We start from the raw sequence: 26464 nt of genomic DNA, 5'->3' as shown, positions 1-26464 counted from the left end.
CGGTATTCCAGGACCTCGGGGAAGTTGTGTCCGGTGTCGACGTGCAGGAGGGAGAAGGGGACTTGGGCGGGGGCGAAGGCCTTGAGTGCCAGGTGGAGCATGACGATGGAGTCCTTGCCGCCGGAGAAGAGGATCACCGGCCGCTCGAACTCGCCCGCGACCTCGCGGAAGATGTGGACGGCCTCGGACTCCAACGCGTCCAGATGCGACAGCGCGTACGGGCTGGACTCCTCGGAATCGCCGGCTGCCTCGGAGACAGTGGCTGCGGTCGTCATGCGAGACCCCTTTCGGTGAGCAGCGCGTGCAGCGCGGCAGCGGACTCCTGCACGGTCTGGGTGTGCGACTCGATGCGCAGATCGGGCGACTCGGGCTGCTCGTACGGGTCGTCGACCCCGGTCAGCCCCGAGATCTCGCCCGCCGCCTGCTTGGCGTACAGGCCCTTCACGTCGCGCACGGAGCACACCTCGACCGGGGTGGCCACATGGACTTCGATGTACGGCGTCCCTCCCGTGCTGTGGCGCTCGCGCACCGCGGCACGGCTGTCCGCGTACGGCGCGATCACCGGGACGAGCGCCTTGACGCCGTTGCGCGCGAGCAGCTCGGCGAGGAAACCGATGCGCTGCACGTTCGTGAAACGGTCCGCCCGCGAGAAGCCGAGACCCGACGAGAGGAACTCGCGGATCTCGTCGCCGTCGAGCACCTCGACGCGATGTCCCTCCTCGCGCAGCCGGCCGGCCAGCTCGTACGCGATGGTGGTCTTGCCGGCACTCGGCAGACCTGTGAGCCAGACGGTGGCTCCGGTCGTCACTTGCTTCTCCCGGGAGTTCTGGAGGTTGTCGGTGGTGGCGGTGGGCACTGCCGTCCCCGTCGTCGTGGTCATCCGTGCAGCCCGCACTCGGTCTTGGCACGGCCCGCCCAGCGGCCGGCGCGCGCGTCCTCGCCCTCGAGGACCCGGCGGGTGCAGGGCGCACAGCCGACGGAGGCGTAACCGTCCATCAGCAGCGGGTTGGTGAGGACGCCGTGCTCGGCGACGTACGCGTCCACGTCGTCCTGGGTCCAGCGGGCGATCGGCGAGATCTTGACCTTCTGCCGCTTCTCGTCCCAGCCGACGACCGGGGTGTTCGCCCGGGTGGGGGACTCGTCGCGGCGCAGGCCCGTCGCCCACGCGTCGTACTTGGTCAGGCCCTCTTCGAGGGGCTTGACCTTGCGCAGCGCGCAGCACAGGTCGGGGTCGCGGTCGTGCAGCCGGGGGCCGTACTCGGCGTCCTGCTCGGCGACCGTCCGGCGCGGGGTGAGCGTGATGACGTTGACGTCCATCACGGCCTCCACCGCGTCCCGGGTGCCGATGGTCTCCGGGAAGTGGTAGCCGGTGTCGAGGAACACCACGTCGACACCGGGGAAGGCACGGGAGGCGAGGTGGGCGACCACCGCGTCCTCCATGGAGGACGTCACGCAGAACTTCCCGCCGAAGGTGTCGGCGGCCCACTGGAGGATCTCCAGCGCGGAGGCGTCCTCCAGCTCGCGCCCGGCCTGCTCGGCGAGGCGCTTCAAGTCCTCGCCCGTACGCTCTTCCTGAACGGTCGTCATATCTGTGCCCCTCCGTCGTCACCCTGCTGGAGCCCCCGGGCGAGCAGCCCGAGGAACTTCAGCTGGAAGGCTCGATTGCACGCCGCGCATTCCCATGCGCCGTGACCCTGCTCGCTCGGACGAAGGTCTTCGTCACCGCAGTAGGGGCAGTAGAAGGGGGCGGCCCGCTCGCTCATGACAGGGCCTCCTCTGAGGCCCGCGCAGCCCAGGCGGCGAAGCGCTCGCCGTCCTCGCGCTCCTCCTGGAAGCGCTTGAGGACCCGCTCGATGTAGTCGGGCAGTTCCTCCGAAGTGACCTTCAGGCCACGGACCTTGCGGCCGAAGCCGGCCTCCAGGCCGAGCGCGCCGCCCAGGTGCACCTGGAAGCCCTCGACCTGCTCGCCGCGGTCGTCGAGGACCAGCTGGCCCTTGAGACCGATGTCCGCGACCTGGATACGGGCACAGGCGTTCGGGCAGCCGTTGATGTTGATGGTGATCGGCTCGTCGAACTCCGGGATGCGGCGTTCGAGTTCGTCGATGAGCGAAGCGCCGCGCGCCTTGGTCTCGACGATCGCGAGCTTGCAGTACTCGATGCCGGTGCAGGCCATGGTGCCGCGCCGGAAGGGCGAGGGGTTGACCGTCAGGTCGAGCGCCTCCAGGCCCTCGACGAGGGAGTCGATCCGCGACTCGTCCACGTCGAGCACGATCATCTTCTGCTCGACGGTGGTGCTCAGCCTGCCGGAGCCGTGCGCCTCGGCCAGCTCGGCGATCTTGGTGAGGGTGGCGCCGTCGACGCGTCCCACACGCGGTGCGAAACCGACGTAGTACCGGCCGTCCTTCTGCCGGTGCACGCCGACGTGGTCGCGCCAGCGGGCGACCGGCTGGTCCGGGGCCGGACCGTCGACGAGCTTCCGCTTCAGGTACTCGTCCTCCAGGACCTGACGGAACTTCTCGACACCCCAGTCGGCGACCAGGAACTTCAGGCGGGCCCGGGTGCGCAGCCGCCGGTAGCCGTAGTCGCGGAAGATCGAGATGACGCCCTCGAAGACGTCCGGGACCTCGTCGAGCGGGACCCAGGCGCCCAGGCGCTGCCCGATCTTCGGGTTGGTGGACAGGCCGCCGCCGACCCAGAGATCGAAGCCGGGCCCGTGCTCGGGGTGGTTCACGCCGACGAAGGCGACGTCGTTGATCTCGTGGGCGACGTCGAGCAGGGGCGAGCCGGAGATCGCGGTCTTGAACTTGCGGGGCAGGTTCGAGAACGCCTTGTTGCCGATGACCCGGCGGTGGATCTCGTCGATCGCGGGCGTGCCGTCGATGATCTCGTCCTCGGCGATGCCGGCGACGGGCGAACCGAGGATGACGCGGGGCGTGTCACCGCAGGCCTCGGTCGTGGACAGGCCGACGGCCTCCAGCCGGTTCCAGATCTCCGGGACGTCCTCGATGCGGATCCAGTGGTACTGGACGTTCTGCCGGTCGGTGAGGTCGGCGGTGCCGCGCGCGAACTCCTGCGAGATCTCGCCGATGACGCGCAGCTGCTCGGTGGTCAGCCGGCCGCCGTCGATGCGGACCCGCAGCATGAAGTACTTGTCGTCCAGCTCCTCCGGCTCCAGGATGGCGGTCTTGCCGCCGTCGATCCCGGGCTTGCGCTGGGTGTACAGCCCCCACCAGCGCATCCGGCCGCGCAGGTCGTTGGGGTCGATCGAGTCGAAACCCCGCTTGGAGTAGATCGTCTCAATACGTGTCCGCACATTGAGACCGTCGTCGTCCTTCTTGAACTGCTCGTTGCCGTTGAGGGGGGTGAAGTGACCCACGGCCCACTGCCCCTCGCCACGGTGACGGCTCACCTTGCGGCGGGGCGTGGCGGGGTTCTGCGGGGTGGCGGCCATGGTTGCTACGTCCTTCGAGACTGCGGGACAAGTGTGTCAGCGACTCTGACCTGCGCATACGGGCGCATACGGAAGTATGGGCGCGTCCTTGCGCAGGGGTGCGGAGGAGAAGAGGTCGGCGGTGCTGAGCCCGTGGCCGAAGGCCACTGAAGGGTTCGTCAGCTCGCCGGACAGATGGCGCTGGACATGCGGCCGAGGTCGACGTGCCGCCGACTCACCAAGGCAATTCCAGTTCCAGACATGACGGAAGCGTGTCACGGGGATCTCCGCACAGTCCACCATCGTCCGTCATGTGGACACCCTTGTCCCGGATGCTGGGACAAGGGTGTCGTCGGTCACACAGGGGCCCTGAAACCGGGCCGGAACGGCTCAGACGGCTCGCGCCCCCGGCCACGGTCCCGGCGTGGCGACCTCCGGCTCCTCCTCGACCTTCGTGTCGAAGAGCTTGAAGCCGCGCCGGAGGTAGTTGTCCATCGCGTGTTCGCCGTCCTTGCTGCAGGTGTGCAGCCAGACGCGCTTGGTCTCGGCGCGGCCCGGCCAGCGGTCGGCCAGGTCCCAGGCGCGGGCGGCGCCGTAGGAGAGGAGGTGCCCGCCGATGCGGCGGCCCCGGAATGCGGGGATCAGCCCGAAGTACATGATCTCGACGACACCGTCGTCCTGCGCGTCCAGCTCGACGTAGCCCGCGGGCGTCCCCCTGTCGTATGCGACCCAGGTCTCGACACCGGGCCGGTCCAGAGCCTCCTGCCACTGCGCGTACGTCCAGCCGAGCCGGTCCGTCCAGCGGATGTCGCCGCCGACCGACGCGTACAGGAAGCGGCTGAACTCGGGCGAGGGAACCTCGGCACGCACGATCCTGACGTCGCCGTCGGGCGCGATCGCGGGGAGCAGGTCGGCCGGGGCCGTCTGCTCCAGGGACCAGGTGGTCACAGTGACGTTGCTCATGCGAGCCAGGGAACCACGGGGGTGGGGGCCCCTCCAAAAGCGACCGCTGAACGGACACCCGTCCGCGGCGGGTGCCGGCGCGGCGGGCGGCCGCTACTCCAGCGAGCCGTCCACCGCGGACAGCGGCACCGCGTAGAGCGCCCGCCGTCCGGCCGCACGGGTCAGCGTCCACACCTCGCCGGTCTCCTGCCAATAGGACAGGGACCCGGTGCGCAGGCCCCAGCAGGCGTGCGACCGGTCCGCGGTGCAGGTAGCCGCCTCGGCGCCGTCCTCGGTCTGCCGCCAGATGCTGCCGTGCCGGGTGGGTGCCTCCGGTGCCTGCCCGAGGTACCACTGCGCCCCGCGCGCGCCGCGCGGGGTGTGCGCGAGGACGCCGGACACCCCCGCGGCCCTGGTCTCGTAGGCCTCGACGGCGTCGACCCGGCCGCGGGAATCGGCGAGCAGTCCGGTGCGGTAGGCGGCGGTGCTGTACGCGTAGCGCCACACCCGCGTCCGTTCGGAGCCGGCCGTGGGGCGCTCGGCGGCGACCAGACTGTCGGGTGCCGAGCTGCGGTCCAGGGACAGCGAGCCGAAGCAGGGGGTGCCGCCGCCGCGGCGGGTGCACGCGCCGCCGGCCGGCTCGTACGCGTCGACGGCGGGGAGCACGTACCGGTAGCCGCCCGCGGAGTAGCCGCCGCTCACCCGGCCGACCGCGCCACTGTCGACACCCGCCCGCAGGATGCGACGCATGTCGAAGACGAGCAGGCCCGAGCCGTGCGCGCCGGTGACGATCAGCTTGTCCTGGTACCAGACCATGCCGTCCAGTGCGGAGCGGACCGGCTCGAAGTCCCGGCCTCCGTCGCGCGGGGCGACCAGCAGGACCCAGCTGTACCTGAGCGCGCGCGGGTCGGTCGCGTCGACGAAGGCGACCCGTGCCAGGCCCCGCTCCCGTGTCGGTGCGGCGGCCTGGCGGTCCCGGTGCGTCCAGCCGGCCAGGATCACCCGGTGCTCGCCCCACCGGCCGTCGTCGTCGGCGTCACCGGAGGTGGTCACGGACCGGGGCTGCCACTGCCGGGTCCCTTCGTCGCCCTCGTCCCAGCAGTACGCGCGCGTGGCCGTCGGCTCGACCGGCAGCGCGGCCCGCTCGGCGGTGGAGCAGCCGGCCTCGTCGCGCATCGCCTGGTCGGCGCTTGTGAGGACGCCGTCGACGCCCACGTTCCCGCCCATGTCCTTGGTGAGCCGGTCCAGCGTGTCCAGGTCCACCGGCTTCTCGTGGAGGCGCAGCGGTGCGGTCCGGGACGCGGTGCCGAGCGCGGTGAGGCCGCCGGGACTGCCGCTGCCGGTGGCCTGGGAGGTGCTGATCAGGGTGGCGGCCGCGGTGAGGGCGAGGGCGGTTCCGGCCAGGGTGGCGCGCAGCGCCTGTCCTCGCCTGCGACGACGGTGCCTGCCGCGGTACTTCATGCGTCCTCCCGAGGAAGGCCAACTGCCTCTCGCATCTCGGCCGTTGACGGAGAGACGGGTGGGGTGGCCTGTGAGGGGATGCTACGGCAGATACCTGCGGGCCAGGTCGAAGACCCCGGAAGACCCCCACGAAATACGCGCACGAAATACGCTGACGACGACATGTGTCCGCAGCGGGCCGGCGCCGGGGCGCGCCTGCCGGGGGTGCCGTGCCGCTGCCGGCAGGTGTGCCCGCCGAGGCGAGGGGTGCCGAGGCGAGGCCGGCCCCGGCGGTCTCACAGAGGTGGCCGCACCCGCGCGTCCAGCACCGCCGGTGCCGCCGAGTGCGGCAGCAGGTCCAGCGGGGCGTCCGGGAACAGGACCTCGACCACGACCTCGTCGCGGAAGCGGTACGGCCGGTGGTCGAGCAGGCCCGTGAGGCGGCGCCGTACCCGCGACAGTTCGGCGCGGACCGTCACCGTGCGGGTCGGGTCGCCGAAGATGTCCACCGCGAGCTGGGCCGCGCTGCGCCCCTCGCGGTGCACGGCGAGCACGTACAGCAGCTCGGCGTGGCGGGGGCTCAGGTCCTGCGCCCAACTGCCCGCCGAGCCCGAGACGGTGACCTGGGGCCGCCGGGGCTCGGCGAGGTCGAGCACCACCCGGCTCGCGCACGCCGGGACGTCGGTCTCGATGACCCGCAGCAGCCAGCCACCGGGCATCGGTTCCACGAAGCACGCCCCGAGGGAGGGCAGCCAGACCCGGCCCGCGCCGAAGGAACTCGGCAGGGGAACCCGGTCGACGGGCGGCATCCCCGTGACGGCGGCGAGCCAGCCGTTGGTGTCCACCACCAGCGCCTTGCCACCCAGCCGGGACAGCAGCGGCGCGGCCACCGCGCGCAGCCGCTCGACGGCCGCGAGATGCCTGCTGCGCAGTTCACTTTCGGCCAGCCGCGACACCGAGTCGACCAGCGCGAGCGTCGCCGGGTGAAACGTGTGATCGGGCCCGCTGACATCGACGATGCCGAGCAGGCGCCCGTCGCGCGGGTCGTGCACGGGAGCCGCGGCGCAGGTCCAGTCGTGCAACGTACGGACGAAGTGCTCGGCCGAGTGCACCTGGACGGCCGCGCCCGCGTTGAGCGCCGTACCGATCGCGTTGGTGCCCGTCGTGTCCTCGCTCCAGGCGGCGCCTTCCTCAAGGCAAATGGTGTCGGCCCGGCGCAGCACGCCGGTGTTGCCGTCACGCCACAGGACCCGCCCCTCCGGATCGGTGACCACCATGATCTGCAGCGACGCGTCGGCGACGGCGGCCAGCCCGCCGCTGAGGACGGGCATCACCTCGGCAAGAGCCGTGGAGTTCCGGCGGTGTTCGAGTTCGTCCGTCTGCAACAGCACACTGTCCGTGCTCTGTTCGGGATCCACTCCGAATCGTTTCACTCTTTGCCATGACTGTCCGATGACCGGGCGAGGAGCGATCGCGGAGGGTTCGCCCCGGAGTGCCGCGGCCCACGTCGCCTGGAGGTGCCGAACTGTTTCCGACGCATCCGGCGGAGCGAAACGGGCGGGGTTGATCGATGTGGTCTTCACAAGGCACTCCCGGAACCAGGACCGCGCACGGGCAGTGACGCCGACGTCACTGCACATCGTGCCTGCTCTGGGTGGGGGACGCCGGGACTTCGCACAAGGAGCACAAAGGAATGCAACGGTCTGCAACTCTCGCCAACGGTCACAAGGTTCCTTGAAACTGACAGCGAGGCCGCTCAGGCGGCGTCCGAGCTCCTTGAACGGGGCCAGAGGCGGGGGTGGTGCCGTGTCGGCGCAGCACCACCCCCGCATCAGCTCCTCACGCCATCGGTCGTGCCCGCTCCACGACGGTGGCCAGATCCAGACTGTGCGGCAGGGTGCCGAACGCCGTTCCCCAGTCGCCGCCCAGACGTGAGGCGCAGAACGCGTCGGCGACCTCCGCCGGCGCGTACCGCACGAGCAGCGCCCCCTGGAGCACCAGCGCGAACCGCTCGACGAGCCGGCGGGCCCGGCCCTCGATGCCGTCCAGGTCGGCGAGTTCGGTCAGCAGGTTCTTGATCGCCCCGTCGAGCCGGTGGTCGGCGCCGCGGGCCTGCCCCACTTCGCGCAGGTACGCGTCGAGCGCGGCCGGCTCCCGTTGCAGCGCGCGCAGCATGTCCAGGGCCTGGACGTTCCCCGCGCCCTCCCAGATGGAGTTGAGCGGTGACTCGCGCAGCAGCCGGGGCATGCCCGAGTCCTCGACGTATCCGTTCCCGCCGAGGCACTCCAGCGCCTCCGTCACCACCGGCGTGCACCGCTTGGTCACCCAGTACTTCGCGGCCGGCACCGCGAGCCGCAGAAAGGCCCGCTCCTGCTCACCGCCGTCGTCGTAGGCGGCGGCGAGCCGCATCGCGAGGGCCGTCGCGGCCTCGGACTCCAGCGCCAGATCCGCGAGCACGTTGCGCATCAGCGGCTTGTCGATCAGCTTGCTCCCGAACGCCTCCCGGTGGGTGCAGTGGTGGACGGCCTGCGCGACCGCCTGCCGCATCAGCGCCGTGGCGCCGAGCACACAGTCCAGACGGGTCGCCGCGACCATCTCGATGATGGTGCGCACCCCGCGCCCCTCGTGGCCCACCCGGCGCGCCCAGGTCCCGTCGAACTCGACCTCGGCGGACGCGTTCGACCGGTTGCCGAGCTTGTTCTTGAGCCGCTGGACGCGGAAGACGTTGCGGGCGCCGTCCTCCAGGACGCGCGGGAGCAGGAAACAGGTCAGCCCGTCCGGTGCCTGCGCCAGCACCAGGAACCCGTCGGACATGGGCGCCGAACAGAACCACTTGTGCCCGGTCAGTTCGTACGTCCCGTCCTCGGCGAGCGGGCGCGCCACCGTCGTGTTGGCGCGTACGTCGCTGCCGCCCTGTTTCTCCGTCATGCCCATCCCGAAGAGCACCCCGGGCTTCCGGGCCGCCGGCCGCAGCTGCGGGTCGTACATCGTGGATGTCAGCCGCGGCTCCCACTCGGCGGCGAGCGCCGGGTCCGTGCGCAGCGCGGGCACCGCCGCGTGGGTCATCGACAGCGGGCAGCCGTGGCCCGCCTCCACCTGCGACCACACCACGAAACCGGCCGCGCGCCGCAGGTGTCCGCCGGGCCGGTTCCAGGCCGCGGTCAGCCCCGCGGACACGCCCTTGCCCAGCAGCCGGTGCCAGGACGGATGGAACTCGACCTCGTCGATCCGGTTGCCGTAGCGGTCGTGGGTGTGCAGTTCGGGCGGGTTCTGGTCGGCCAGCACCCCCCATTTCTGGGCCTGCGCCGAGCCCGCCGTGCGGCCGAGGGCCGACAGCTCCTCACGGACCTCGTCGAGGAGCTCCGGAGCGAGGTGCCGGTCGACCGCCTCCACGAGGGCCCGGTCGGCCGCGAACACGTCATATCCGACCAGGGGCGGAGCCTGGTTGGTCACGGTGTGGGTGCTGGCTGCCATACGGATACGGTAAGGACGTGCACCAGGCAAAAGAAACACCCGAAGGTCCACCCGCGGGCCGCTTCCACCGCGCTCGCGCGCTGTACCGGAACGTGTCGAAGCGACGGACCGCCTGGCTGCTGCTCAAGGACACCGTCAACTCGTGCATGGAGTACCGGATCCTGGGTCTGGCGGCCGAGGCCGCCTTCTTCACGCTCCTGTCCGTGCCGCCGCTGCTGCTGAGCTTGATCGGCATGCTCGGCTATGTGGACGACTGGACCGGCGCCGACACGATCGCCAGCCTGGAGTCCAACCTCCTGGAGGCGTCCCGCACGGTCCTGACCGAGAAGGGCGTCCACCAGATCGCCGAGCCGATCCTGCACGACGTGATGAAGGGCGGGCGCCCGGACATCATCTCCCTCGGATTCCTGTTCGCCCTGTGGTCCGGCTCGCGCGCGGTGAACGTCTTCATCGACACCATCACCGTGATGTACGGCCTCGACGGCACCCGCGGGATCGTGAAGACCCGGGTGATGTCGTTCCTGCTGTTCATCGTCGCGCTGCTGATCGGCTCGATCGCGCTGCCGCTGATGGTGGCGGGCCCGGACGCGGTGGTGAACGTGGTGCCCTGGTCGACGACCGTCGTGCAGGTCCTGTACTGGCCCGTCGTCATCGTCCTGTCGGTCGTCTTCCTCACGACGCTCTACCACGTCTCCGTGCCCGTGCGCTCACCCTGGGTCGAGGACGTGCCGGGCGCGTTGGTGGCCCTCGCCATGTGGGTGCTGGGCAGCTTCCTGCTCCGCATCTACCTGACCAACACCGTCGAGGGCCCCACCATCTACGGCTCGCTCGCCGCCCCCGTGGCCGTCCTGCTGTGGATCGGTGTGTCCGCCTTCGCGGTCCTGGTCGGCGCCGCCGTCAACGCCGCCATCGACCGGATCTGGCCGGCCGCCGCCACCGCCGCGGCCCGCGCCGCCAACGAACGGCTGCGCGAGGCGCAGGCCGCCGAGTACGTCGCCCGCGTCGCCGCCCACCGGTCGTACGACGCCGATCCCGACGACCCGGACATGCCCTCGGAGTTCCCGGAGCGCTGGTCCCGCTTCCTGCCCCCGGAGGACGTGACCTCCCGGCTGCGGACCCACGCGAAGAGCACCCACCCCAGCCACAGGAACGGCGAGCAGCACCCTCCCGCGGAGTGATCACGCCTTCCAGGTACCGGCCGCCGCCGCCTCCCGCGCGAAGTCCGTGAAGTCGCGCGGCGCCCGGCCGAGGATCTGCCGGACCCCGTCCGAGAGGTAGGAGTTGCGGCCGTCGAGGAGGCTCTCGAAGAGGTCGACGAGGAATTCCACCTCCTCGGGAGGCACCCCGAACCCGGCCAGGTCGTCGCCGTACCGGCGAGCGGTCACCGGCGTGTACGTCAGCTCGCCGCCCGTCGCCTCCGCGATCTCGGCGACCGCCTCGCGGAAGGTCAGCAGCCTGGGCCCGGACACGGCGAGTTCCTGGCCGGCGTACCGGTCGCCCGCCGTCAGCACGGCCACCACGACGTCCGCGATGTCCCGCACGTCGATGAACGGCTCCCGCACCTCACCCGCAGGGAAGACCAGCTCCCCGTGGCGCAGCCCCTCCACCAGCGGGCCCTCGCTGAAGTTCTGCGCGAACCACGCGGCCCGCACGATCGTCCAGTCCGCGCCGGACGCCTTGAGCGCCTCCTCCGTCGGCCGGGCCCGCTCCTCGCCCCGCGACGACAGCAGCACCAGCCGCCGCACGCCGAGCCCGACCGCCTCCCGGGCCAGCGCTCCGATCGCCTCGGTGGCGGCCGGTGAGCCGACGTCCGTCGGGTACACCAGGTACGCGGCGTCGGCGCCGCGCAGCGCTCCGGCCCACGTCGACGCGTCCTCCCAGTCGAACCCCTCGGCGCGCGAACCGGCCCGCACCGTCAGCCCCGCCGCCCGCGCGGCCTGCGCCACCCGGCTGCCCGTGCGCCCCGTGGCCCCGCTCACCCATACCGTCGTGTTCCGCGTGTTCTCTGCCATGCCCCCAGTCAACGGGCGCCCGTCGAGGGCGGCCATCACTGAATGACTCATTCCCATAAGCGGACGTCCAGTGCGCCGTGCGGCCTGCGTCTACGCTGACGCCATGGACGCACTCGCAGGCCTGCTGGAGGGCCCACGCGCGCGTGGGGCCTTCATGATCCGTGCGTGTTTCGACCCGCCCTGGTCCCTGCGCATCGAGGACCGGGCACCCCTGACGATCATGCTGGTGGTCCGCGGCGACGCCTGCGTCGTACCGGACGGGGGAGAAGCGGTGCGACTGCGGGCCGGCGACCTCGCCATCGCCCGCGGGCCGGATCCGTACCTGTGCGCCGACGATCCCGGGACCGCCCCGCAGGCGGTGATCCTCCCGGGCGGCGAGTGCACCTACCCCGACGGACGCTCGCTGAAGGGCCGCTGGGACCTCGGGGTGCGCAGTTGGGGCGACCGGCTCGACGGCTCCACGGTGCTGCTGATCGGGACGTACATGATGCAGGGCGAGATCGGCGGCAGACTGCTCGACGCCCTGCCGCCGCTGCTCTCGCTCACCTCCGAGGTGTGGGAGTGCCCGCTGACGCCGATCCTCGCCGAGGAGATGGTGCGCGACGAGCCGGGCCAGGAGGTCGTCCTGGACCGGCTGCTCGACCTGCTGATGATCGCCGCGCTGCGGGCCTGGTTCTCGCGCCCCGAGGCCGAGGCGCCGGCCTGGTACCGGGCTCTCGCCGACCCCGTCGTGGGCCGGGTGCTGCGGCTCGTGCAGGACGACCCGGCCCACCCCTGGACGGTGGCCGACCTCGCCGCCAAGGCCGGGGTGTCCCGGGCCGCGCTGGCCCGACGCTTCAGCGAACTCGTGGGCGAACCCCCGATGACCTATCTGACCGGCTGGCGGCTGGCGCTGGCCGCCGACCGCCTGCGCGACTCGGACGACACCCTCGAGTCCATCGCCCGCCAGGTCGGCTACGGGAGCGCGTTCGCACTGTCCAGCGCCTTCAAGCGGCGGTACGGCGTCAGCCCGCAGGAGCACCGCAGCCGGGCGGCGTAGCGTGACGTACGTGGCCGTCGAACCCCTCGCCGCCGCGTCCGGGTACGCGGAGCGCCCGTCCCTGCTGGCGGGCGCCGTGGTGTGGACGCGCGCGCCCGCGGGCGGGCCGGTGCGGGCCGTCCTGCCCGACGGGTGCATGGACCTGCTGTGGCACGAGGGACGGCTCCTGGTCGCCGGGCCCGACACGCGCGCGTACCACCCGCAGGGCGCACCGGGCCGTTGGGCCGGCATCCGGTTCTTTCCCGGCACGGCTCCCGCGCTCCTCGGCGTGCCCGCACACGAACTGCGGGACCTGCGCGTCGACTTGGCGGATCTGTGGCCCGCCGCGGAGGTGCGCCGCCTCACCCGGCGCGTCGACGCCGCGGCCGACCCGCTCGGCGCGCTCGAAGAGCTCGCGCTGCGACGGGCGGAGGAGGTGGCACCGCCCGACCCGCTGCTCGCCCGGCTCGTGACGGACCTCGACGCGGGGCGCCCGGTCGCCGAGACCGCCGACAAGCTGGGCCTGGGAGCACGGCAGTTGCACCGCCGCTCGCTCGCCGCGTTCGGCTACGGGCCCAAGACGCTGGCCCGCGTGCTGCGGCTCCAGCGGGCGCTCGCCCTGGCCCGCGACGGGGTTCCCTTCGCGCAGACCGCGGCGCGGGCCGGGTTCGCGGACCAGGCCCATCTGGCCCGCGACGTGAGGCAGTTGGCGGACACGACCCTCGGGGAACTGGTCGGCCGGCCGTAGCGGGCGGAGCTACTGCCCGGGCAGCCGGGCGAACAGGTCGACGCCGTTGCCGTCCGGGTCGTGCACGACGGCGTACCGCATGCCCCAGAAGGCGTCCCACGGCTTCAGTTCGCCGTGGTGACCCGCGCCGACCAGCTCCTCGTACACGGAGTCCACCTCCGCCGGGCTGTCGCAGAGGAAGGCCAGGGACGTCCGGCCGCCGCCGCTCGGCGGGCGCCAGCCGGCGTGGAACGAGCGGATCGTCTCCTCCGTGTCGAGCGCCAGCCGCAGCCCGCCGGGCAGTTCCGCCTCGACGTGCGGCTCGGTCTCGGACCCCTCCGGGAAGACGAGCCCGAGGCGCCGGTAGAAGGCGAGGGAGGCGGCCATGTCGGAGACGACGAGGCCGATCACATCGAATCGTGGAGTCATGCGTCCACCGTAGGCGGGGCCCGACCACCGGGTCTTGAACGAATCGGACACGTCGCGCGACACCCCACGACACCTCCGCCCCGGCGCCGCAGGCCTGGTCGAGGCCCCGCTCCGGCCGGTGCCCACGCTCCGAAATTTTCGGTTCCGCGGCCCCGTGGGGACCTGTCCCGGCGGGGCATAGGCTCGGTGCCATGCCTCCGCGCGTCCTCGTGTACTCCCGCACCACCGACTACCGGCACGAGTCGATTCCCGCCGCCGTCGCCGCCGTGCGGTCCCTCGGCGACGCCCACGCCTTCGCCGTCGACGCGACCGAGGATCCCGCCGTGTTCGAGGCCCCCCTGGACGCCTACGACGCGGTCGTCTTCCTCTCCACCAGCGGGGACGTGCTGACGCCCGCGGGCCGCGCCCGCCTCGCCGCCCACCTCGACGCGGGCGCCGGATTCGTCGGCGTGCACGCCGCCGCCTGCACCGAGTACGACTGGCCCTACTACGGCGAACTGCTCGGGGCCCGCTTCGCCCGGCACCCCGACCACCAGCCCGGCAAGGCGGTGGTGGAGGACCGGACGCACCCGGCGACCCGGCATCTGCCGCCCGTCTGGGAGTTCACCGACGAGTGGTACGACTTCCGGACCAGTCCGCGCGGGGCGGTGCGGGTGCTCGTCCGCGCCGACGAGTCCTCGTACGAGGGCGGCGGCATGGGCGCGGACCACCCGCTCGTGTGGTGCCACGAGCGAGGCGCCGGACGGGTGTTCTACACCGCCTTCGGGCACGCTCCGCAGGCGTACGAGGACCCGGACTTCCGGACCCACCTGCTCGGCGGCATCACCTGGGCGACGGGGAGGTAGCCGGCACCGGGGCCGTGCTCGACCGCTCCACCAGACGGGTCGACAGTTCCGTACGCGTGCCCTCCGGGCGGTCGCCCGCCATCATCCGCACCAGCAGGCGCAGCGCCGTCGCCGCCATCTCGGACAGCGGCTGGCGCACGGTGGTGAGCGCCGGGCCGGCCCAGCGGGACTCGGGGAGGTCGTCGAAGCCGACCACACTGATGTCGTCCGGCACCCGCAACCGCCGCTCCGCCAGGGCCTGGTAGACCCCGAGCGCCATCCTGTCCGAGCAGGCGAACACGGCCGTGGGGGGTTCGGGCAGGTCGAGGAGTTCGAGCATGCGGCGGTGGCCTCCCCGCTCGTGGAAACCGCCGTGGCGGACGTACTCGGGCCGGTACCGGAGCCCGGCCGAGGCGAGAGCCGAGCGGTAGCCGGCGATCCGGTCGCTGCCGCACGTCCTGCGCCGGTGACCGCCGATGACCGCGACGCGCTCGTGGCCGAGCGCGAGCAGATGGTCCGTCGCCAGCAGACCGCCCTGCCAGTTCGCCGCGCCCACCGACACCACACCCTCAGGCGGTTCGACGACGGGGTCGATCATCACGAACGGGATGCCGTGCCCGTCGAGTCGGGCCTGCTGCGCCGCGGTCAGCTCCGCCAGGTGGAACAACACCCCCGACGAGCCACGGGCGGTGAGCTTGTCCAGCCAGCCGTGCCCGGGGCGCCCGCCGCCGGTCCGGGTCGGCCCCGCCGAGACCACGACCTCCAGCCCGGCGTCGGACGCGGCCCGCTCCGCGCCGTGCAGCAAGGCCCCCGACCAGGAGCTCTGCAGCGAGTGCACGACGACGTCGACCAGGCCCGGTGGTGCCGACGTCTCGAACCGCGGTCTGCGCACATAGCCCAACCGGTCGAGCGCCTCGGTGACCCTGCGTCGGGTCTCCGGTGCCACGTCCTCCCGGCCGTTGACCACCTTCGACGCCGTGGGCACGGACACCCCCGCCGCGCGGGCGACGACCGCCAGCGTCGGACCGGTCGCGCGTCCCGTGCGCACCATGGAACCCGCCCCTCCGGCCCCCGCGGGCCATCGAAAGTTTCGGACAGTGCTGCCCGCGGGACGGACGCCCCGCCGGGATAGCAAGCGCTTCCTACATTAAGCCCGGCCGGACACGGCGGGAAGCGGCAGGCGTTCATGGAATGGGGTCCCGCCGAAACTTTCGGCATCCCGGACGCGACCCGGCACTGAACGGCTGCGACACCGCCCCGAACGGCTGCGACACCGGCCCGAGCGACTGCGGACACCCCGGGCCCAACTTCTGGGCGTGTCCGCCGAATGGGGACGTCGGCAGGAATACCGGGGGGCGATGTGGTGCTCTGAGGTGAACGGTTCGGAGCGTGAGGAGCTGGTGCTCGGATGGCGGTGGACGAGGCGGACGCGGATCTCCCGGCGCACGACCCGGTCGTCGCCACCCCGTACGGGGCGGTGCGCGGCCGGTACGAGAAGGGCGTCGCGGTCTTCCGCGGCATCCCGTACGCGGCCCCGCCGTTCGGCCCCCGCCGGTTCCTGCCACCGGTTCCGCCCGAGCCCTGGGACGGCGTCCGCGACGCGGGTGCCTTCGGACCGACCCCGCCCAAGCCGCCGTACTCCGAAGCCTTCGCGCGGCTGCTCGCCGACCCCGTCGTGCCCGGCGACGACTGCCTCAACCTCAACGTGTGGACCCCGGAACCGGGGCGCGGCGCCCGGCTGCCCGTCATGGTGTGGATCCACGGCGGGGCCCTGACCCGCGGTTCCTCGGCCGTACCCGTCTACGACGGTCACTCCTTCGCCCGCGACGGCGTCGTCCTCGTCTCCCTCAACTACCGTCTCGGGGTGGAGGGTTACGGCCTCTTCCCGGACGCGCCCGCCAACCCGGGACTGCGCGACCAACTGGCCGCGCTGGAGTGGGTGCGGGCATCCGTCGCCGAGTTCGGCGGCGACCCGGACCGCGTCACCGTCTTCGGCGAGTCGGCCGGAGCCATCAGCATCGGCGCGCTGCTCGCCGCCCCACGGGCCCGGGGCCTGTTCCACCGGGCCGTCCTGCAGAGCGGGCCTCCCGAGGCGGGCGACCGCGACAAGGTGCGCCGGATGGTCCGCCGGATGGCCGCCCGGCTGAAGGTCCCGGCCACCGCGGAGGCGTTCGCCGCCGTCGACCGCGAACTGCTGCTGCGCACCCAGGCCGACGTGGGCAGACTCAGCAGTCCCGTCCTCGGCGGACCCGCGTTCGGCATCGTCGTCGACGGCGACCTGGTCCCGCGCGACCCGCTGGAGGCCCTCATCGGCGGTGCCTCACCCGACGTCGACCTCCTGATGGGCTGGACCAGCGAGGAGTACCGGCTGTGGCTGGTGCCCGGCGGGCTCCTGGAGAGCGTCGACCGGCTCGGGCCCGTCGCGCTGGCCGGGGCCATGGCCCGCTGCCGCTGCGGCCACGAGGTGCCCCGCGGCTACCGCGCCCTCCACCCGGCCGTGAGCACCGCGGACCTGGTGGGCCAGATGGTCACCGACCACCTGCTGCGCGTCCCGCTGCACCGGCTCGCGGACGCCCGCGGCGGCCCGTCCCGTTCGTACGTCTACGAGTTCGCGTGGCCCTCGAACGTGCCGGACCTCGGTGCCTGCCACGCCCTGGAGCTCGGCTTCGTCTTCGACACCTCCGACGTGCCCGAGTCGGAGCGACTCGCGGGCGAGGGCGCCCCGCAGGAACTCGCCGACGCGATGCACTCCGCGTGGGTGCGATTCGCCGTCGACGGCGCACCCGGGTGGCAGACCTGGGACGACACACATCCGGTGCGGGTCTTCGGCAGCGGCGAACCGTACACCGTCCACGGGCCGCGCGACCGCGAACTCGCCCTGTGGGACGCCGAGTCGGTCCGGCCCGCGCCGCCCGCCGACCCGACCGGCGCCACGGAGTCCGCCCCGGTGCCGCGCGCGTCCGGCGGACTGCCCATGTGGGGAGCGGCACCACTGTCGGCGGTACGGCGCCTGCGGAACTCGGGCCGCGCCCGGCGGTCCTGAGGCCGGGTCCGCCGCCGGTCCCCGCCCGGCGCGCCTGCGCCGGGCGAGGAGCTTGCCCGTGGCGCAGGGGGGCGGGCGCCACCGGTCCGGGGGTGGTGCGCATGGTCCGGGGGTGGCGCGCATGGCCCGGCGTTGGTGCGCCCGGTCCGGCCGTGGTGCGTCGGCCCAGGCCGAGCCCGGACCGGTCCCCGGAGCCGGGTGCGGGCCGGTGGGTCAGGCGGGCTTCAGCGTCCGGGTGATCCCGGCGATCGCATCGGGGCCCACCCGGCAGCAGCCGCCGATGAGGCGGGCCCCGGTCCGTTGCCACCCCGTCACCTGCTCGGCGGTGAACGTGGAGCGGCCGGTCCACGACCGTGCCCGGGCGTCCCACGCCTCACCGCTGTTCGGGTAGACCACGACCGGCTTCCCCGTCACGCGCGCGGCGGTGGCCACGGCGCCGTCCACGTCCTCGGGCGCGCAGCAGTTCACGCCGACCGCGATCACCTCGTCCGCGTCGGCGGCCAGGGCGAACGCCTCCTCCAGAGGCTGCCCGGCGCGCGTCCGGTCCCCGGCGACGCTGTACGACAGCCATGCGGGCACGCCGAGACCGCGCACCCCCCTGAGCAGTGCCCGCGCCTCGTCCGCGTCGGGCACGGTCTCCAGGGCCAGTACGTCGGGTCCGGCGGCGGCCAGCACCTCCAGGCGCGGCCGGTGGAACCGTTCCAGTTCCTCGACGCTCAACCCGTATCGCCCCCGGTACTCCGAACCGTCCGCGAGCATCGCCCCGTACGGCCCGACCGAAGCGGCCACCCACAGCGGCCGTGCGACGCCCTTCGCCCGCGCGCGTCCGGCCGCCTCGCGGGCGAGCGCGACGCTCAGGCCGATGAGCTCGGCGGCCTCGTCCCGCGGGATGCCGCGCTGGGCGAATCCTTCGAAGGTCGCCTGGTAGCCGGCGGTGATCGCCACGTCCGCGCCCGCCTCGAAGTAGGCGAGGTGCGCCTCCACGACGGCCTCGGGTCGCTCCGCGAGCAACCGTGCCGACCACAGCGCGTCGCTCAGGTCGTGCCCGGCCGATTCGAGCTGGTTGGACATGCCGCCGTCCAGGACGACGCTGCCACGGGAGAGCGCCTCGGCGAGGGTGCGGGGGGTGTCGCTGGTCATGTCACGACGCTAGTCGATGCGGTGGGCGGCATCCGGTCCCGTCCATCTGGTGAACGACCGGCCCACGATGCGGGACGCGTCGACCAGCCCGCGACGCCGGGTCTGCGGGCGGGTGCGTCCGGGCCTGTGGGCGGGGTGGGTCCCCACTTGTGGCGGGAGCGCACGGTGCCCGCGGCCGGGTGGGTCCGGGCCTGCGGGCGGGAGCACTTCGGATCCGCGGCCCGGAGCATTCGGTCGCCGCGGCCCGGGGCACTCGGTCGCTGCGGCCCGGGGCACTCGGTCGCTGCGGCCCGGGGCACCGGAGTACGGGCGTCCTGCCGCGAGCGGGGGCTTCTCGGTCGGGGCGGGAACGCGATCGCCCCGGCGCCGATCCGGGCCGGGGCGACCGCCGCGACGTCACGCGGGTGCCGTCACGCGTCGAACGCGGTGTCCCGCGCCACCTTCTCCCAGGTGGCGATCTCCGTGCGCTGCGCGTCGAGGTGCCCGACCACGGCGTCGACACCGTCGCCGCCGAGCGGCAGCCGCAGGGGAGTGTTCACGTCGGCGAGCGCCGCCAGCACCGCCGCGACGCCCTTCGCGGGGTCACCGGGCTGGTCGCCGTCACCGGCGGCGATCGCCCGGCGGGTCGGGCCGACCGTGTCCGCGTAGTCGGCGATCTGGTCGCTCGTGGTGGCACCGCCCAGCAGATTCGTGCGGAACGACCCCGGCTCGACGATCAGCACCTTGATGCCCAGCGGAGCGACCTCCGCGGCCAGCGCGTCGGAGAAGCCCTCCAATGCGAACTTGGTGCCGCAGTACGCGGAGAACCCGGGGAAGGTCATCTGCCCGCCCATGCTGCTCATCTGTACGACAGCGCCCGAGCGGCGCTCCCGCATGTGCGGCAGGACCGCGCGGACCAGCGCGGCGGGTCCGAAGAAGTGCAGGTCGAACAGCGACCGCAGTTCGCCGTCCGTGGTCTCCTCGGCGGCGCCGACATGGGTGCGGCCGGCGTTGTTCACCAGGACGTCGATCCGTCCGTGCCGCCGCACCACATCGGCGACCACGGAGTCGATGCGCGCCTGGTCGGTGACGTCGAGGGCGACCGCCTCGACCTGGTCGGGGTGGGCCGTGACGAGATCGGCCAGCGCCTCGGGCCTGCGGGCCGTCGCCACCACCACGTCCCCCACCGCGACGGCCGCTTCGGTGAACGCCCGGCCGAAGCCGCTGTTCGCGCCGGTGACCAGCCATACCTTGCTCATGTCCGACTCCCTCGTACAGGTCGTGCTGTCGATGCACCGAGCTTCTCCGCGAACCGTGTCGCCCGTCCAAGACCCTTCGTGATAACCAATGGTTATGGCCATGGACGTGCACGGCAGGGACCTGCGCTACTTCGTCGCGGTCGCCGAGGAACTGCACTTCACGCGCGCCGCGGAGCGCCTCTTCGTCTCCCAGCCCGCCCTGAGCAAGCAGATCCGTGCCCTGGAACGGCAGTTGGGCGCCGATCTGTTCGAGAGGGACAGGCGAGATGTGCGGTTGACGGCGGTGGGCGCCGCCCTGCTGCCGTACGCGCGGCGGATGCTCGCCGACTGGGCGGCGGCCTCCGGTGCCGTGGAGCGGGCCAAGGCCGAGCAGCAGGCGACGATCGTCGTCGGGATGAGCACGAGCCCGGGCCGCGGGGGACTGCTGCCCGCGATCAGATCCCGGTTCAGTGAGACGTGTCCGGCGGCCAAGGTCGAACTGCGGCAGGTGAGTTGGACGGACTCCAGCGCGGGGCTCGCGGACGGTTCGGTCGACGCCGCGTTCGTGTGGCTGCCGGTGCCGGACGAGGAGCGCTACGCGTGGGTGGTGGTGGCCGAGGAACCGCGTCATGTCGCGCTGCCGGACACGCATCGCCTCGCGGACCGCCCGGAGGTCGACTTCGCGGACCTGCTCGACGAACCGTTCATCGCGATCCCTGAGTCGGCCGGGGTGCTGCGCGACTACTGGCTCGCCCTCGACGCCCGCGCGGGGCGCCCGGCCCTGATCGGCGCGGAGGCCGCGAGTGCCGACGAGACGTACGAGGCGCTGGTGGACGGCCGGGGCGTCTGTCTGCTCGCCGCGGGCAACGCGCCGCTGCTCACCCGGGGCGGCGTCGTCACCCGGCCCGTGCGCGGTGTCGCGCCGAGCCGTCTCGCGCTGGCCTGGCTGGCCGGGGACCGGCGACCGCTGGTGCGGGCCTACGCCGAGGCGAGCCGCCTGGCGTCGGGCCGCCTGGTGTCGGGCCGCCGCACCGGATGATCCGTGGCCGGTGTGCCGGACGACTTGTGGCCGGAGTACCGGGTGATCCGTGGCCGCCGCACGGGATGACCCGTCGCCGCCGAGGGGACGACCTGCCGGTGGAGACAGGGCGACCTGCCGATCGTGACGGGACGACCTGCCGGTGGCCACGGTCCTGCGAAAAGCGACCGACCACTAGAAAGCGCTTGCCCCCAGGCGATACGGTCCAGCGGCCAGGTCCTTTCGTGATCGGAGCGGGCGGCCCGCGCTCGGCACCCGAGCCGCCGTGCACGGCGCCACCGTCCGCGGCGGGGTCCGTCCGGGCCGGACTCGGTACCCGCCGGCCGGTGTCCGAGGGCCTGGCGCGGGAGGGATGGACTCCTGGGGCGCCCCGACCGGAACCGGAGCGCCCCAGGCCCGCCGGAAGGACTGGAACCACTGATGCACCTGCCGCCGCCCGACACCGCACTCAGCCCCCGCACCGGATACACCCGCGCCCACTGGGAGGCCGCCGCGGACTCGCTGCTGGCCGCGGTGGAGCCCTACGCCACCGAGGACCGTGCCCTTTACCACCTGCCCGGTGATCACGGGAGCTGGTCGGGCCGGCTCTCCGACGGCCTGGAGGGCTACGCCCGCACCCTGTTGATCGCCGCCTTCCGCCAGGACGAGAAGACCCTCGAAAGGTACGCGGACGGTCTCGCGGCCGGAACCGCGGGCGTCTGGCCACGCGTCGAGGACCGCAGCCAGCCCCTGGTGGAGGCCGCGTCGATCGCCCTCGCGCTGCGCCTGACCCGGCCGCTGCTGTGGGACCGGCTGGACGACCGCGTCCGGCAGCGGGCGGCCCACTGGCTCGGTGACGCGCTGACCGCCGAACCCTGGCCCAACAACTGGGAGTTGTTCCCCGTCACCGTGGGTGGCTTCCTCCAGGAGATCGGCCACGAACCCGAGGCGGCGCGCGCCGCCGTGGACCGCGGACTCGCGCGCATCGAGCAGTGGTACCTCGGCGACGGCTGGTACAGCGACGGTCCCGGCCGCGCCTTCGACTACTACAACGGCTGGGCCATGCACCTGTATCCGGTGCTGCACGCCTGGCTGTCCGACGACAGCCGCCTCCTGGACCTGTACGGCACAAGGCTGGAGACCCATCTCGCCGACTACGCCCGCCTGTTCGGCGGCGACGGTGCCCCCATGCTCCAGGGCCGCTCCCTGACCTACCGCTTCGCGGCCGCGTCCCCCCTGTGGCTGGGCGCGCTCACCGGCCGCACCCCCCTGTCCCCGGGCGAGACCCGGCGGCTGGCCTCCGGCGCCCTGCGTCACTTCCTCGACCACGGCGCCGTCGACGACCGCGGTCTGCTCACCCTCGGCTGGCACGGCCCCGACGAGGCGTTCCTGCAGGGCTATTCGGGCCCGGCGTCCCCGTACTGGGCGAGCAAGGCCTTCGTCGGGCTGCTCCTGCCGCCCGACCACGAGGTGTGGACGGCCCGCGAGGAGCCGGGCCCGGCGGAGCGGGCCGACGCCGTCACCCCGGTCGGTCCGCCCAACTGGCTGCTCCAGAGCACCGGTTCGGACGGCGTCGTCCGCCTGCACAACCACGGCAGCGAGGACGCCCGCTACGACCCGTTCTACACCCGGCTCGCCTACTCGACGGCGACGCGACCCGCGCCCGCGCCCACGTACGACAACAGCGTCGTCGTCGACGGCGACCCGGGCCGCACGGACATCGAGCCGCTGGGCGTCGGGGAGGGCTGGGCCGCCTCCCGGCACAGGGTCGCCGGGGACACCCGGGTCGTCAGTCTCGTGGTCGCGCACGGGGCGGTGGAGGTGCGCGCGCACCTGGTGACCGGGGCGGCCCCCGGCACCGGCGTACGGGTCACGGGCTGGACGGCGCCAAAGGGGCTGCGGGCCGAACTCCTGCCCGTCCACGGCCTGTCGGAGGAGTCCGCCCCGGCCGGCACCACGGGTGTCACGGGTGACGGGCCCACTCTGTTCGTCGCCGTGGCCCGGCTCACCGGCGACGCGCACCCCCGGCCCCTCGGGGACCAGGTGTCCGTGGAGGTGTCGCAGGCCCGCGAGCTGTCCGTCGACTGGCCCGGGGGCCCGTCGGCGCGGTTCCGGTTCGAGGCGCCGGACGAGCGGTCCGAGCCGTCGGCGTGGACGGTGACGCCCGTGTGAGCCCGCGCCGCTGCCGGCCTGTGGCCCCGGGTACGGTTCGGCGGCCGCCGAAGTGTTCCACCGCTAGCGTGGCCGTATGACCTCCCTCGGTACCCCGTTCGCGGCGCTGCACCACTCCGACGCGCCGCTGGTCCTGCCCAACGCCTGGGACCACGCTTCCGCGGCCCTGCTCGCGGACCGGGGATTCGCGGCGGTCGGCACCACGAGCCTCGGCGTGGCGGCCGCCGCGGGGCTGCCCGACGGGGCGGCGGCCACCAGGGACCTGACGACGGCCCTGGCCCGGAGTCTCGGCACGGTCCCCTGTCTCCTGTCCGTCGACGCCGAGGACGGGTTCAGCCGGGACCCCGGCGAGGTGGCGGAGCTGGCGCGGGAGCTCGCCGCCGCCGGGGCCGCCGGGATCAATCTGGAGGACGGTCTGGGTCCCGCCGGACTGCACGCCGAGAAGATCGCCGCGGTGAAGGCCGCCGTGCCGGACCTCTTCGTGAACGCCCGCACCGACACGTACTGGCTGGCCGACGGCGACCCGCGGGAGACGGAACGCCGCCTCGACGTCTATCAAGAGGCGGGTGCCGACGGCGTGTTCGTGCCGGGACTGACCGACCCGGCGCGCATCTCGGGTCTGCTGAGGACGCTGGACGTCCCGCTCAACATCCTCTTCTCGCCCTCGGGGCCGACCGTCGCGCACCTCGGCGAGCTCGGCGTCGGCCGGGTCAGCCTCGGATCGCTCCTGTACCGGCGGGCGCTGGGCGCCGTCCTGGACACGGTCGAGGACATCCGGGCCGGACGCCGGCCGCGGGGCGACGCGCCGACCTACGACGAGGTGCAGGCGCTCAGCCCCCGGACCGGTCCCGCGGGCCGATGAGCGTGCCGGCCAGCAGGTCCGCGAACTCCACGGGGTGTTCCAGGCAGCCCAGATGGCCGCCGGGGAACTCCACCAGTTCCGCGCCGGTGAGCCCGGCGAGCGACTCGGCCGTGCGGCGAGGCAGTTGACCTCGTGAGTCCCGCCCCACGCCGAGTGCGAGCCGCGGGGAGAGCCCCTTCAGGGCGTCCACGTCCGGCGCGTGGGTGGCGAACGGGCTGAGGACATGGGCGAGGAACAGGCCCAGCGGGGTGTCCGGGCCGGGTGCGCCGCCTCCCTCGCCGGCCCGCCCCGACGGCGGGGCGTCGGCGCCGTCCGCCGCCGTCGCCTGCCGGGGCCCGGGCTGCCAGGGGCGCCCCTCCAGTCCGGCGCCCAGGCGCTCGACGGCCCGCGCCACGCCCTCGGTACGGCAGATCGCGTCCACCTCGCGAACCATCGCGCGCTGCGCCTCCCGGTCGGGGAGCACCTCGACCGTCGGCGGTTCGTGCGCGACCACGCGTCGGACGCGTTCGGGGAAACGGGTCAGCAGGTCCAGGGCGACGATGCCGCCGGAACTGGTGCCGAAGACATGGGCGGAGTCGCCGGCCGGCAGGACCGTGTCGAGGAGCCGGCGGGCGTTCTCGCTCCACGCTTCGACCCGCTGGTCCCCGACCGGCTCGTCCACGGGCCCGCGCGACAGCCCGAGCGGGTCGTACGTCACCACGGTGAACCGCTCCGCGAGGCGCGCCGTGACGCCCTCCAGGCCCATCGGATGCCCGGCCCCGCCGGGGACGAGCAGCAGCACCGGACCACTGCCGCACACGGAGTGGTGGAACTCAGGCACGGTCGTCCTCCTCGGCGCGCGGCCAGTGCTCCAGGGCGATGTGCAGGGCGTCCAGCGCGCGTTCCCAGGACGCCTGGACGTCACGGGGCGCACCGAAGCCGCCGATGGATTCGAGGTGGCAGTAGCCGTGGAAGGTGCTGCGCAGCAGGCGCACGGCATCGGTCAGATCGGGCTCGGACAGTCCGTACCACCGGAGCATCCCGTAGGTCACCTCTGCGGTGCGCCGGGCGGTGGACTCCGGGACCAGACCGGGGTCGAGCTGCATGTGCGTGGCCCGGTAGCGCCCGGGGCGTTCCAGCGCGTAGGCGCGATACGCGTCGGCGAACGCGACCAGGGCGTCCTTGCCTGCCCGTCCGGCCACGGCGGTGGCGATCCGGTCGATCATCTCCCCGGCCGCGCGCAGCGCGATCCGGGACCGCAGGTCCTGCACGCTCTTGACGTGCGAGTACATGCTCGCGTCCTTCACCCCGAAGTTGCGCGCGAGCGCGGAGACGGTGACGTTCTCGAACCCGACCTCGTCCGCGAGGTCGGCCGCGGCTTCCACGACCCGCTCGGTGGTGAGCCCTGCGCGCACCATGACTGACCGCCCCTCCGTGCCACCGGCGGGCTGTCCGCCGATGTTTCCTAGACCATCTAGGAAACATCCTAGTGTACGAAGTCAGGGAAGGGCGGGCCGAGGCCGCGGCACGGTGGCAGTCGGCTGGAACCATCGCGAAGGTCCCAGCCGACATCGCTCCCCTCGCACCACGCTACGCACGCCGCCGCCGGCCGAGTCTCCGGTTCCCGCCCGTGGTGTCGCCGATCCGCGCCACGGAACCGGACACCCGCCGTTCTCGTCCACGCAGTGAAGGATTCGCGGCACGCGCCGTGCGCGGCGCGGTGACAAGGGGGCAGCCCCGTGAACGACCCTCACTTAGGAGCCCTGCACGTACGCCGGGCCACCGTGGGCCAGTTGCAGACCGCGGCGTCCACGATCCTCGCCCCGCTCGCGGTGACCGCGAACGGCGTGGACGGGTTCCGCGCCGACATCGACGCGGTGGCCGTCGGGCGTCTGTCCGTGGCGCGCATCCGGGGCTCCGGGCACCTCGTCGCGCGGACCCCCCGGGTGATCACCTCCACCGACCCCGAACTGCTGAAGATCACGTTGCACCGGTCACCACGACCCGCGGCGGTGGACCAGGGCGGCCTGCAGTCGCGTGCGCACGGCGGGGACTTCGTGGTGCTGGACATGACGCGGCCCTACCGGCTCGCGGTCGCCGACGGTTGTGACGTGACGGCCGTCGGCATCTCGCGCACCGAGCTCGGCCGTCACGCGGACGCCGTCGCCGGCCGGGCGGCCAGGCGGCTGCCGGCCGGGTCCGGTGCGCAGGCCGTGCTCTCCGCCTTCCTCGACGGCCTCGGCCGGCACCTGGACGAACTGTCCGGAGCGCAGCGAGCCCATCTGGGCGACGCCCTGGTGTCCCTGCTCGTCGCGGCTTTCACGGACGGCGCGGTACCCGGCCGGATGGACACCGAGACCGCCCTGGTGGACCGCATCCGCGTCTACACGCTGGCCAACATCTCCGACCCGTCCCTGTGCGTCGACTCGGCCGCCGCGGCCCACGGCATCTCGGCGCGCCAGCTGCACCGGCTGTTCCGGCGGACCGGTGAACCCTACGCGGCCTGGCTCCGCCGGGAGCGTCTCGCGCGCGTTCGCCGCGACCTGCTCGACCCGGCCCACGACAGCCGCACGACGGCGGCGGTCGCCGCGCGCTGGGGCATCCACGACCCGCGCCATCTGGCGCGCGCACTGCGAGCGCAGTACGGGCGGTCGGCGCGCGAACTGCGGCACGAGCGGCCGTGACCGGACACCTCGGCCGCACACGGAACCTGACCGTACGGGGGCGGCCGGGGCAG

The 26464-nt window shown here is 73.3% G+C and carries 26 protein-coding genes; 9 read left to right on the top strand and 17 right to left on the bottom strand.

The features are described 5' to 3' along the window. The 10 genes from ABEB03_RS39145 to ABEB03_RS39100 all read right to left on the bottom strand — a co-directional run. A partial coding sequence (locus tag ABEB03_RS39145) for a phosphoadenosine phosphosulfate reductase domain-containing protein (RefSeq protein WP_345657726.1) occupies positions 1–275 on the bottom strand: 275 nt, incomplete at its 3' end. Further along, the gene (gene cysC, locus ABEB03_RS39140; RefSeq protein ID WP_425589364.1) at positions 272–808 is read right to left on the bottom strand and encodes an adenylyl-sulfate kinase; all 537 of its coding nucleotides are present in this window, start codon (positions 806–808) and stop codon (positions 272–274) included. The genes cysC and ABEB03_RS39145, both read right to left, overlap by 4 nt. 68 nt (positions 809–876) lie before the next feature. Then, positions 877–1587, bottom strand: coding sequence for a phosphoadenylyl-sulfate reductase (locus ABEB03_RS39135; protein ID WP_345657723.1), 711 nt, complete (start codon positions 1585–1587; stop codon positions 877–879). Further along, positions 1584–1763: a hypothetical protein gene (locus tag ABEB03_RS39130; RefSeq protein ID WP_345657722.1), complete on the bottom strand. Its 180-nt coding sequence runs from the start codon at positions 1761–1763 to the stop codon at positions 1584–1586. Before ABEB03_RS39130 ends, ABEB03_RS39135 begins: the two co-directional genes overlap by 4 nt. Then, positions 1760–3451: a nitrite/sulfite reductase gene (locus tag ABEB03_RS39125; protein ID WP_345657721.1), complete on the bottom strand. Its 1692-nt coding sequence runs from the start codon at positions 3449–3451 to the stop codon at positions 1760–1762. Before ABEB03_RS39125 ends, ABEB03_RS39130 begins: the two co-directional genes overlap by 4 nt. A gap of 158 nt (positions 3452–3609) precedes the next feature. Continuing rightward, positions 3610–3693, bottom strand: coding sequence for a putative leader peptide (locus ABEB03_RS39120; RefSeq protein ID WP_309486338.1), 84 nt, complete (start codon positions 3691–3693; stop codon positions 3610–3612). A 127-nt stretch (positions 3694–3820) separates the two neighbouring features. Continuing rightward, complete coding sequence (locus ABEB03_RS39115) at positions 3821–4393, bottom strand: GNAT family N-acetyltransferase (protein WP_345657720.1); 573 nt, start codon at positions 4391–4393, stop codon at positions 3821–3823. A 93-nt stretch (positions 4394–4486) separates the two neighbouring features. Next, positions 4487–5833: a hypothetical protein gene (locus ABEB03_RS39110; RefSeq protein WP_345657719.1), complete on the bottom strand. Its 1347-nt coding sequence runs from the start codon at positions 5831–5833 to the stop codon at positions 4487–4489. Positions 5834–6108: 275 nt separating this feature from the next. After that, positions 6109–7395 (bottom strand): GAF domain-containing protein, encoded by a 1287-nt coding sequence (locus ABEB03_RS39105; protein ID WP_345657718.1) that lies wholly within the window; start codon positions 7393–7395, stop codon positions 6109–6111. A gap of 256 nt (positions 7396–7651) precedes the next feature. Then, positions 7652–9286 (bottom strand): acyl-CoA dehydrogenase family protein, encoded by a 1635-nt coding sequence (locus ABEB03_RS39100; RefSeq protein ID WP_345657717.1) that lies wholly within the window; start codon positions 9284–9286, stop codon positions 7652–7654. Positions 9287–9303: 17 nt separating this feature from the next. On the opposite strand from ABEB03_RS39100, the gene ABEB03_RS39095 reads away from it, so the two are divergent. Further along, positions 9304–10464: a YihY/virulence factor BrkB family protein gene (locus ABEB03_RS39095; protein WP_345657716.1), complete on the top strand. Its 1161-nt coding sequence runs from the start codon at positions 9304–9306 to the stop codon at positions 10462–10464. Here the strand turns inward: ABEB03_RS39095 and ABEB03_RS39090 are convergent, their stop codons facing one another. Next, positions 10465–11298, bottom strand: coding sequence for an NAD(P)H-binding protein (locus ABEB03_RS39090; protein WP_345657715.1), 834 nt, complete (start codon positions 11296–11298; stop codon positions 10465–10467). Between the two features lie 103 nt (positions 11299–11401). On the opposite strand from ABEB03_RS39090, the gene ABEB03_RS39085 reads away from it, so the two are divergent. Both ABEB03_RS39085 and ABEB03_RS39080 read left to right on the top strand, forming a co-directional pair. Beyond that, on the top strand, positions 11402–12337 hold the full coding sequence (locus tag ABEB03_RS39085) for an AraC family transcriptional regulator (protein WP_345657713.1): 936 nt from the start codon (positions 11402–11404) through the stop codon (positions 12335–12337). Between the two features lie 10 nt (positions 12338–12347). After that, complete coding sequence (locus ABEB03_RS39080) at positions 12348–13064, top strand: helix-turn-helix domain-containing protein (RefSeq protein ID WP_345657711.1); 717 nt, start codon at positions 12348–12350, stop codon at positions 13062–13064. Positions 13065–13073: 9 nt separating this feature from the next. Here the strand turns inward: ABEB03_RS39080 and ABEB03_RS39075 are convergent, their stop codons facing one another. After that, complete coding sequence (locus ABEB03_RS39075; RefSeq protein WP_345657709.1) at positions 13074–13472, bottom strand: VOC family protein; 399 nt, start codon at positions 13470–13472, stop codon at positions 13074–13076. A 191-nt stretch (positions 13473–13663) separates the two neighbouring features. Here ABEB03_RS39075 and ABEB03_RS39070 point away from each other — a divergent pair, with 191 nt between their 5' ends. Beyond that, a complete protein-coding gene (locus ABEB03_RS39070; protein ID WP_345657708.1) occupies positions 13664–14317 on the top strand; it encodes a ThuA domain-containing protein in 654 nt (217 codons plus the stop codon). On the opposite strand, the gene ABEB03_RS39065 is transcribed toward ABEB03_RS39070, so the two are convergent. Beyond that, positions 14295–15347: a LacI family DNA-binding transcriptional regulator gene (locus tag ABEB03_RS39065; RefSeq protein ID WP_345657706.1), complete on the bottom strand. Its 1053-nt coding sequence runs from the start codon at positions 15345–15347 to the stop codon at positions 14295–14297. The two genes, ABEB03_RS39070 and ABEB03_RS39065, sit on opposite strands and share 23 nt — an antisense overlap. Positions 15348–15704: 357 nt before the next feature. Here ABEB03_RS39065 and ABEB03_RS39060 point away from each other — a divergent pair, with 357 nt between their 5' ends. Next, positions 15705–17339, top strand: a complete 1635-nt coding sequence (locus tag ABEB03_RS39060) for a carboxylesterase/lipase family protein (RefSeq protein WP_345657704.1) — start codon at positions 15705–15707, stop codon at positions 17337–17339. A gap of 213 nt (positions 17340–17552) precedes the next feature. Here ABEB03_RS39060 and mmuM read toward each other — a convergent pair whose 3' ends face one another. Beyond that, positions 17553–18479, bottom strand: coding sequence for a homocysteine S-methyltransferase (gene mmuM / locus ABEB03_RS39055; RefSeq protein ID WP_345657703.1), 927 nt, complete (start codon positions 18477–18479; stop codon positions 17553–17555). A 410-nt stretch (positions 18480–18889) separates the two neighbouring features. Beyond that, complete coding sequence (locus ABEB03_RS39050) at positions 18890–19717, bottom strand: oxidoreductase (RefSeq protein WP_345657702.1); 828 nt, start codon at positions 19715–19717, stop codon at positions 18890–18892. Positions 19718–19811: 94 nt separating this feature from the next. Between ABEB03_RS39050 and ABEB03_RS39045 the strand changes: the two genes are divergently transcribed. From ABEB03_RS39045 to ABEB03_RS39035, 3 genes are all read left to right on the top strand, one after another. Next, positions 19812–20735: a LysR family transcriptional regulator gene (locus ABEB03_RS39045; protein WP_345657700.1), complete on the top strand. Its 924-nt coding sequence runs from the start codon at positions 19812–19814 to the stop codon at positions 20733–20735. 420 nt (positions 20736–21155) lie between these two features. After that, complete coding sequence (locus ABEB03_RS39040) at positions 21156–22886, top strand: DUF2264 domain-containing protein (protein WP_345657699.1); 1731 nt, start codon at positions 21156–21158, stop codon at positions 22884–22886. Positions 22887–22962: 76 nt separating this feature from the next. Continuing rightward, entirely contained in the window at positions 22963–23748 is a 786-nt protein-coding gene (locus ABEB03_RS39035; protein WP_345657698.1) for an isocitrate lyase/PEP mutase family protein, read from the top strand. Here the strand turns inward: ABEB03_RS39035 and ABEB03_RS39030 are convergent. Together ABEB03_RS39030 and ABEB03_RS39025 are read right to left on the bottom strand one after the other, a co-directional pair. Further along, positions 23717–24568, bottom strand: a complete 852-nt coding sequence (locus tag ABEB03_RS39030; RefSeq protein ID WP_345657697.1) for an alpha/beta fold hydrolase — start codon at positions 24566–24568, stop codon at positions 23717–23719. The genes ABEB03_RS39035 and ABEB03_RS39030 overlap by 32 nt on opposite strands. After that, on the bottom strand, positions 24561–25145 hold the full coding sequence (locus ABEB03_RS39025; RefSeq protein WP_345657696.1) for a TetR/AcrR family transcriptional regulator: 585 nt from the start codon (positions 25143–25145) through the stop codon (positions 24561–24563). Before ABEB03_RS39025 ends, ABEB03_RS39030 begins: the two co-directional genes overlap by 8 nt. 321 nt (positions 25146–25466) lie before the next feature. Between ABEB03_RS39025 and ABEB03_RS39020 the strand changes: the two genes are divergently transcribed. Next, entirely contained in the window at positions 25467–26411 is a 945-nt protein-coding gene (locus tag ABEB03_RS39020; protein WP_345657695.1) for an AraC-like ligand-binding domain-containing protein, read from the top strand. Positions 26412–26464 lie beyond the last annotated feature (53 nt).

The organism is Streptomyces siamensis, from assembly GCF_039543605.1.
GTDB lineage: Bacteria > Actinomycetota > Actinomycetes > Streptomycetales > Streptomycetaceae > Streptomyces > Streptomyces siamensis.
This window is presented reverse-complemented; position numbering and strand designations above follow the sequence as displayed.

Bases quoted from the DNA above. Each gene is read 5' to 3' on its own strand.
- ABEB03_RS39070 (WP_345657708.1), top strand. From the start codon at position 13,664: ATGCCTCCGCGCGTCCTCGTGTACTCCCGCACCACCGACTACCGGCAC.
- ABEB03_RS39025 (WP_345657696.1), bottom strand. From the start codon at position 25,145: ATGGTGCGCGCAGGGCTCACCACCGAGCGGGTCGTGGAAGCCGCGGCC.
- ABEB03_RS39100 (WP_345657717.1), bottom strand. From the start codon at position 9,286: ATGGCAGCCAGCACCCACACCGTGACCAACCAGGCTCCGCCCCTGGTC.
- ABEB03_RS39120 (WP_309486338.1), bottom strand. From the start codon at position 3,693: ATGTCTGGAACTGGAATTGCCTTGGTGAGTCGGCGGCACGTCGACCTC.
- ABEB03_RS39085 (WP_345657713.1), top strand. From the start codon at position 11,402: ATGGACGCACTCGCAGGCCTGCTGGAGGGCCCACGCGCGCGTGGGGCC.
- ABEB03_RS39130 (WP_345657722.1), bottom strand. From the start codon at position 1,763: ATGAGCGAGCGGGCCGCCCCCTTCTACTGCCCCTACTGCGGTGACGAA.
- ABEB03_RS39075 (WP_345657709.1), bottom strand. From the start codon at position 13,472: ATGACTCCACGATTCGATGTGATCGGCCTCGTCGTCTCCGACATGGCC.
- ABEB03_RS39035 (WP_345657698.1), top strand. From the start codon at position 22,963: ATGACCTCCCTCGGTACCCCGTTCGCGGCGCTGCACCACTCCGACGCG.
- ABEB03_RS39115 (WP_345657720.1), bottom strand. From the start codon at position 4,393: ATGAGCAACGTCACTGTGACCACCTGGTCCCTGGAGCAGACGGCCCCG.
- ABEB03_RS39110 (WP_345657719.1), bottom strand. From the start codon at position 5,833: ATGAAGTACCGCGGCAGGCACCGTCGTCGCAGGCGAGGACAGGCGCTG.
- ABEB03_RS39060 (WP_345657704.1), top strand. From the start codon at position 15,705: ATGGCGGTGGACGAGGCGGACGCGGATCTCCCGGCGCACGACCCGGTC.
- ABEB03_RS39125 (WP_345657721.1), bottom strand. From the start codon at position 3,451: ATGGCCGCCACCCCGCAGAACCCCGCCACGCCCCGCCGCAAGGTGAGC.
- ABEB03_RS39040 (WP_345657699.1), top strand. From the start codon at position 21,156: ATGCACCTGCCGCCGCCCGACACCGCACTCAGCCCCCGCACCGGATAC.
- ABEB03_RS39135 (WP_345657723.1), bottom strand. From the start codon at position 1,587: ATGACGACCGTTCAGGAAGAGCGTACGGGCGAGGACTTGAAGCGCCTC.
- ABEB03_RS39045 (WP_345657700.1), top strand. From the start codon at position 19,812: ATGGCCATGGACGTGCACGGCAGGGACCTGCGCTACTTCGTCGCGGTC.
- ABEB03_RS39050 (WP_345657702.1), bottom strand. From the start codon at position 19,717: ATGAGCAAGGTATGGCTGGTCACCGGCGCGAACAGCGGCTTCGGCCGG.
- ABEB03_RS39065 (WP_345657706.1), bottom strand. From the start codon at position 15,347: ATGGTGCGCACGGGACGCGCGACCGGTCCGACGCTGGCGGTCGTCGCC.
- mmuM (WP_345657703.1), bottom strand. From the start codon at position 18,479: ATGACCAGCGACACCCCCCGCACCCTCGCCGAGGCGCTCTCCCGTGGC.
- ABEB03_RS39090 (WP_345657715.1), bottom strand. From the start codon at position 11,298: ATGGCAGAGAACACGCGGAACACGACGGTATGGGTGAGCGGGGCCACG.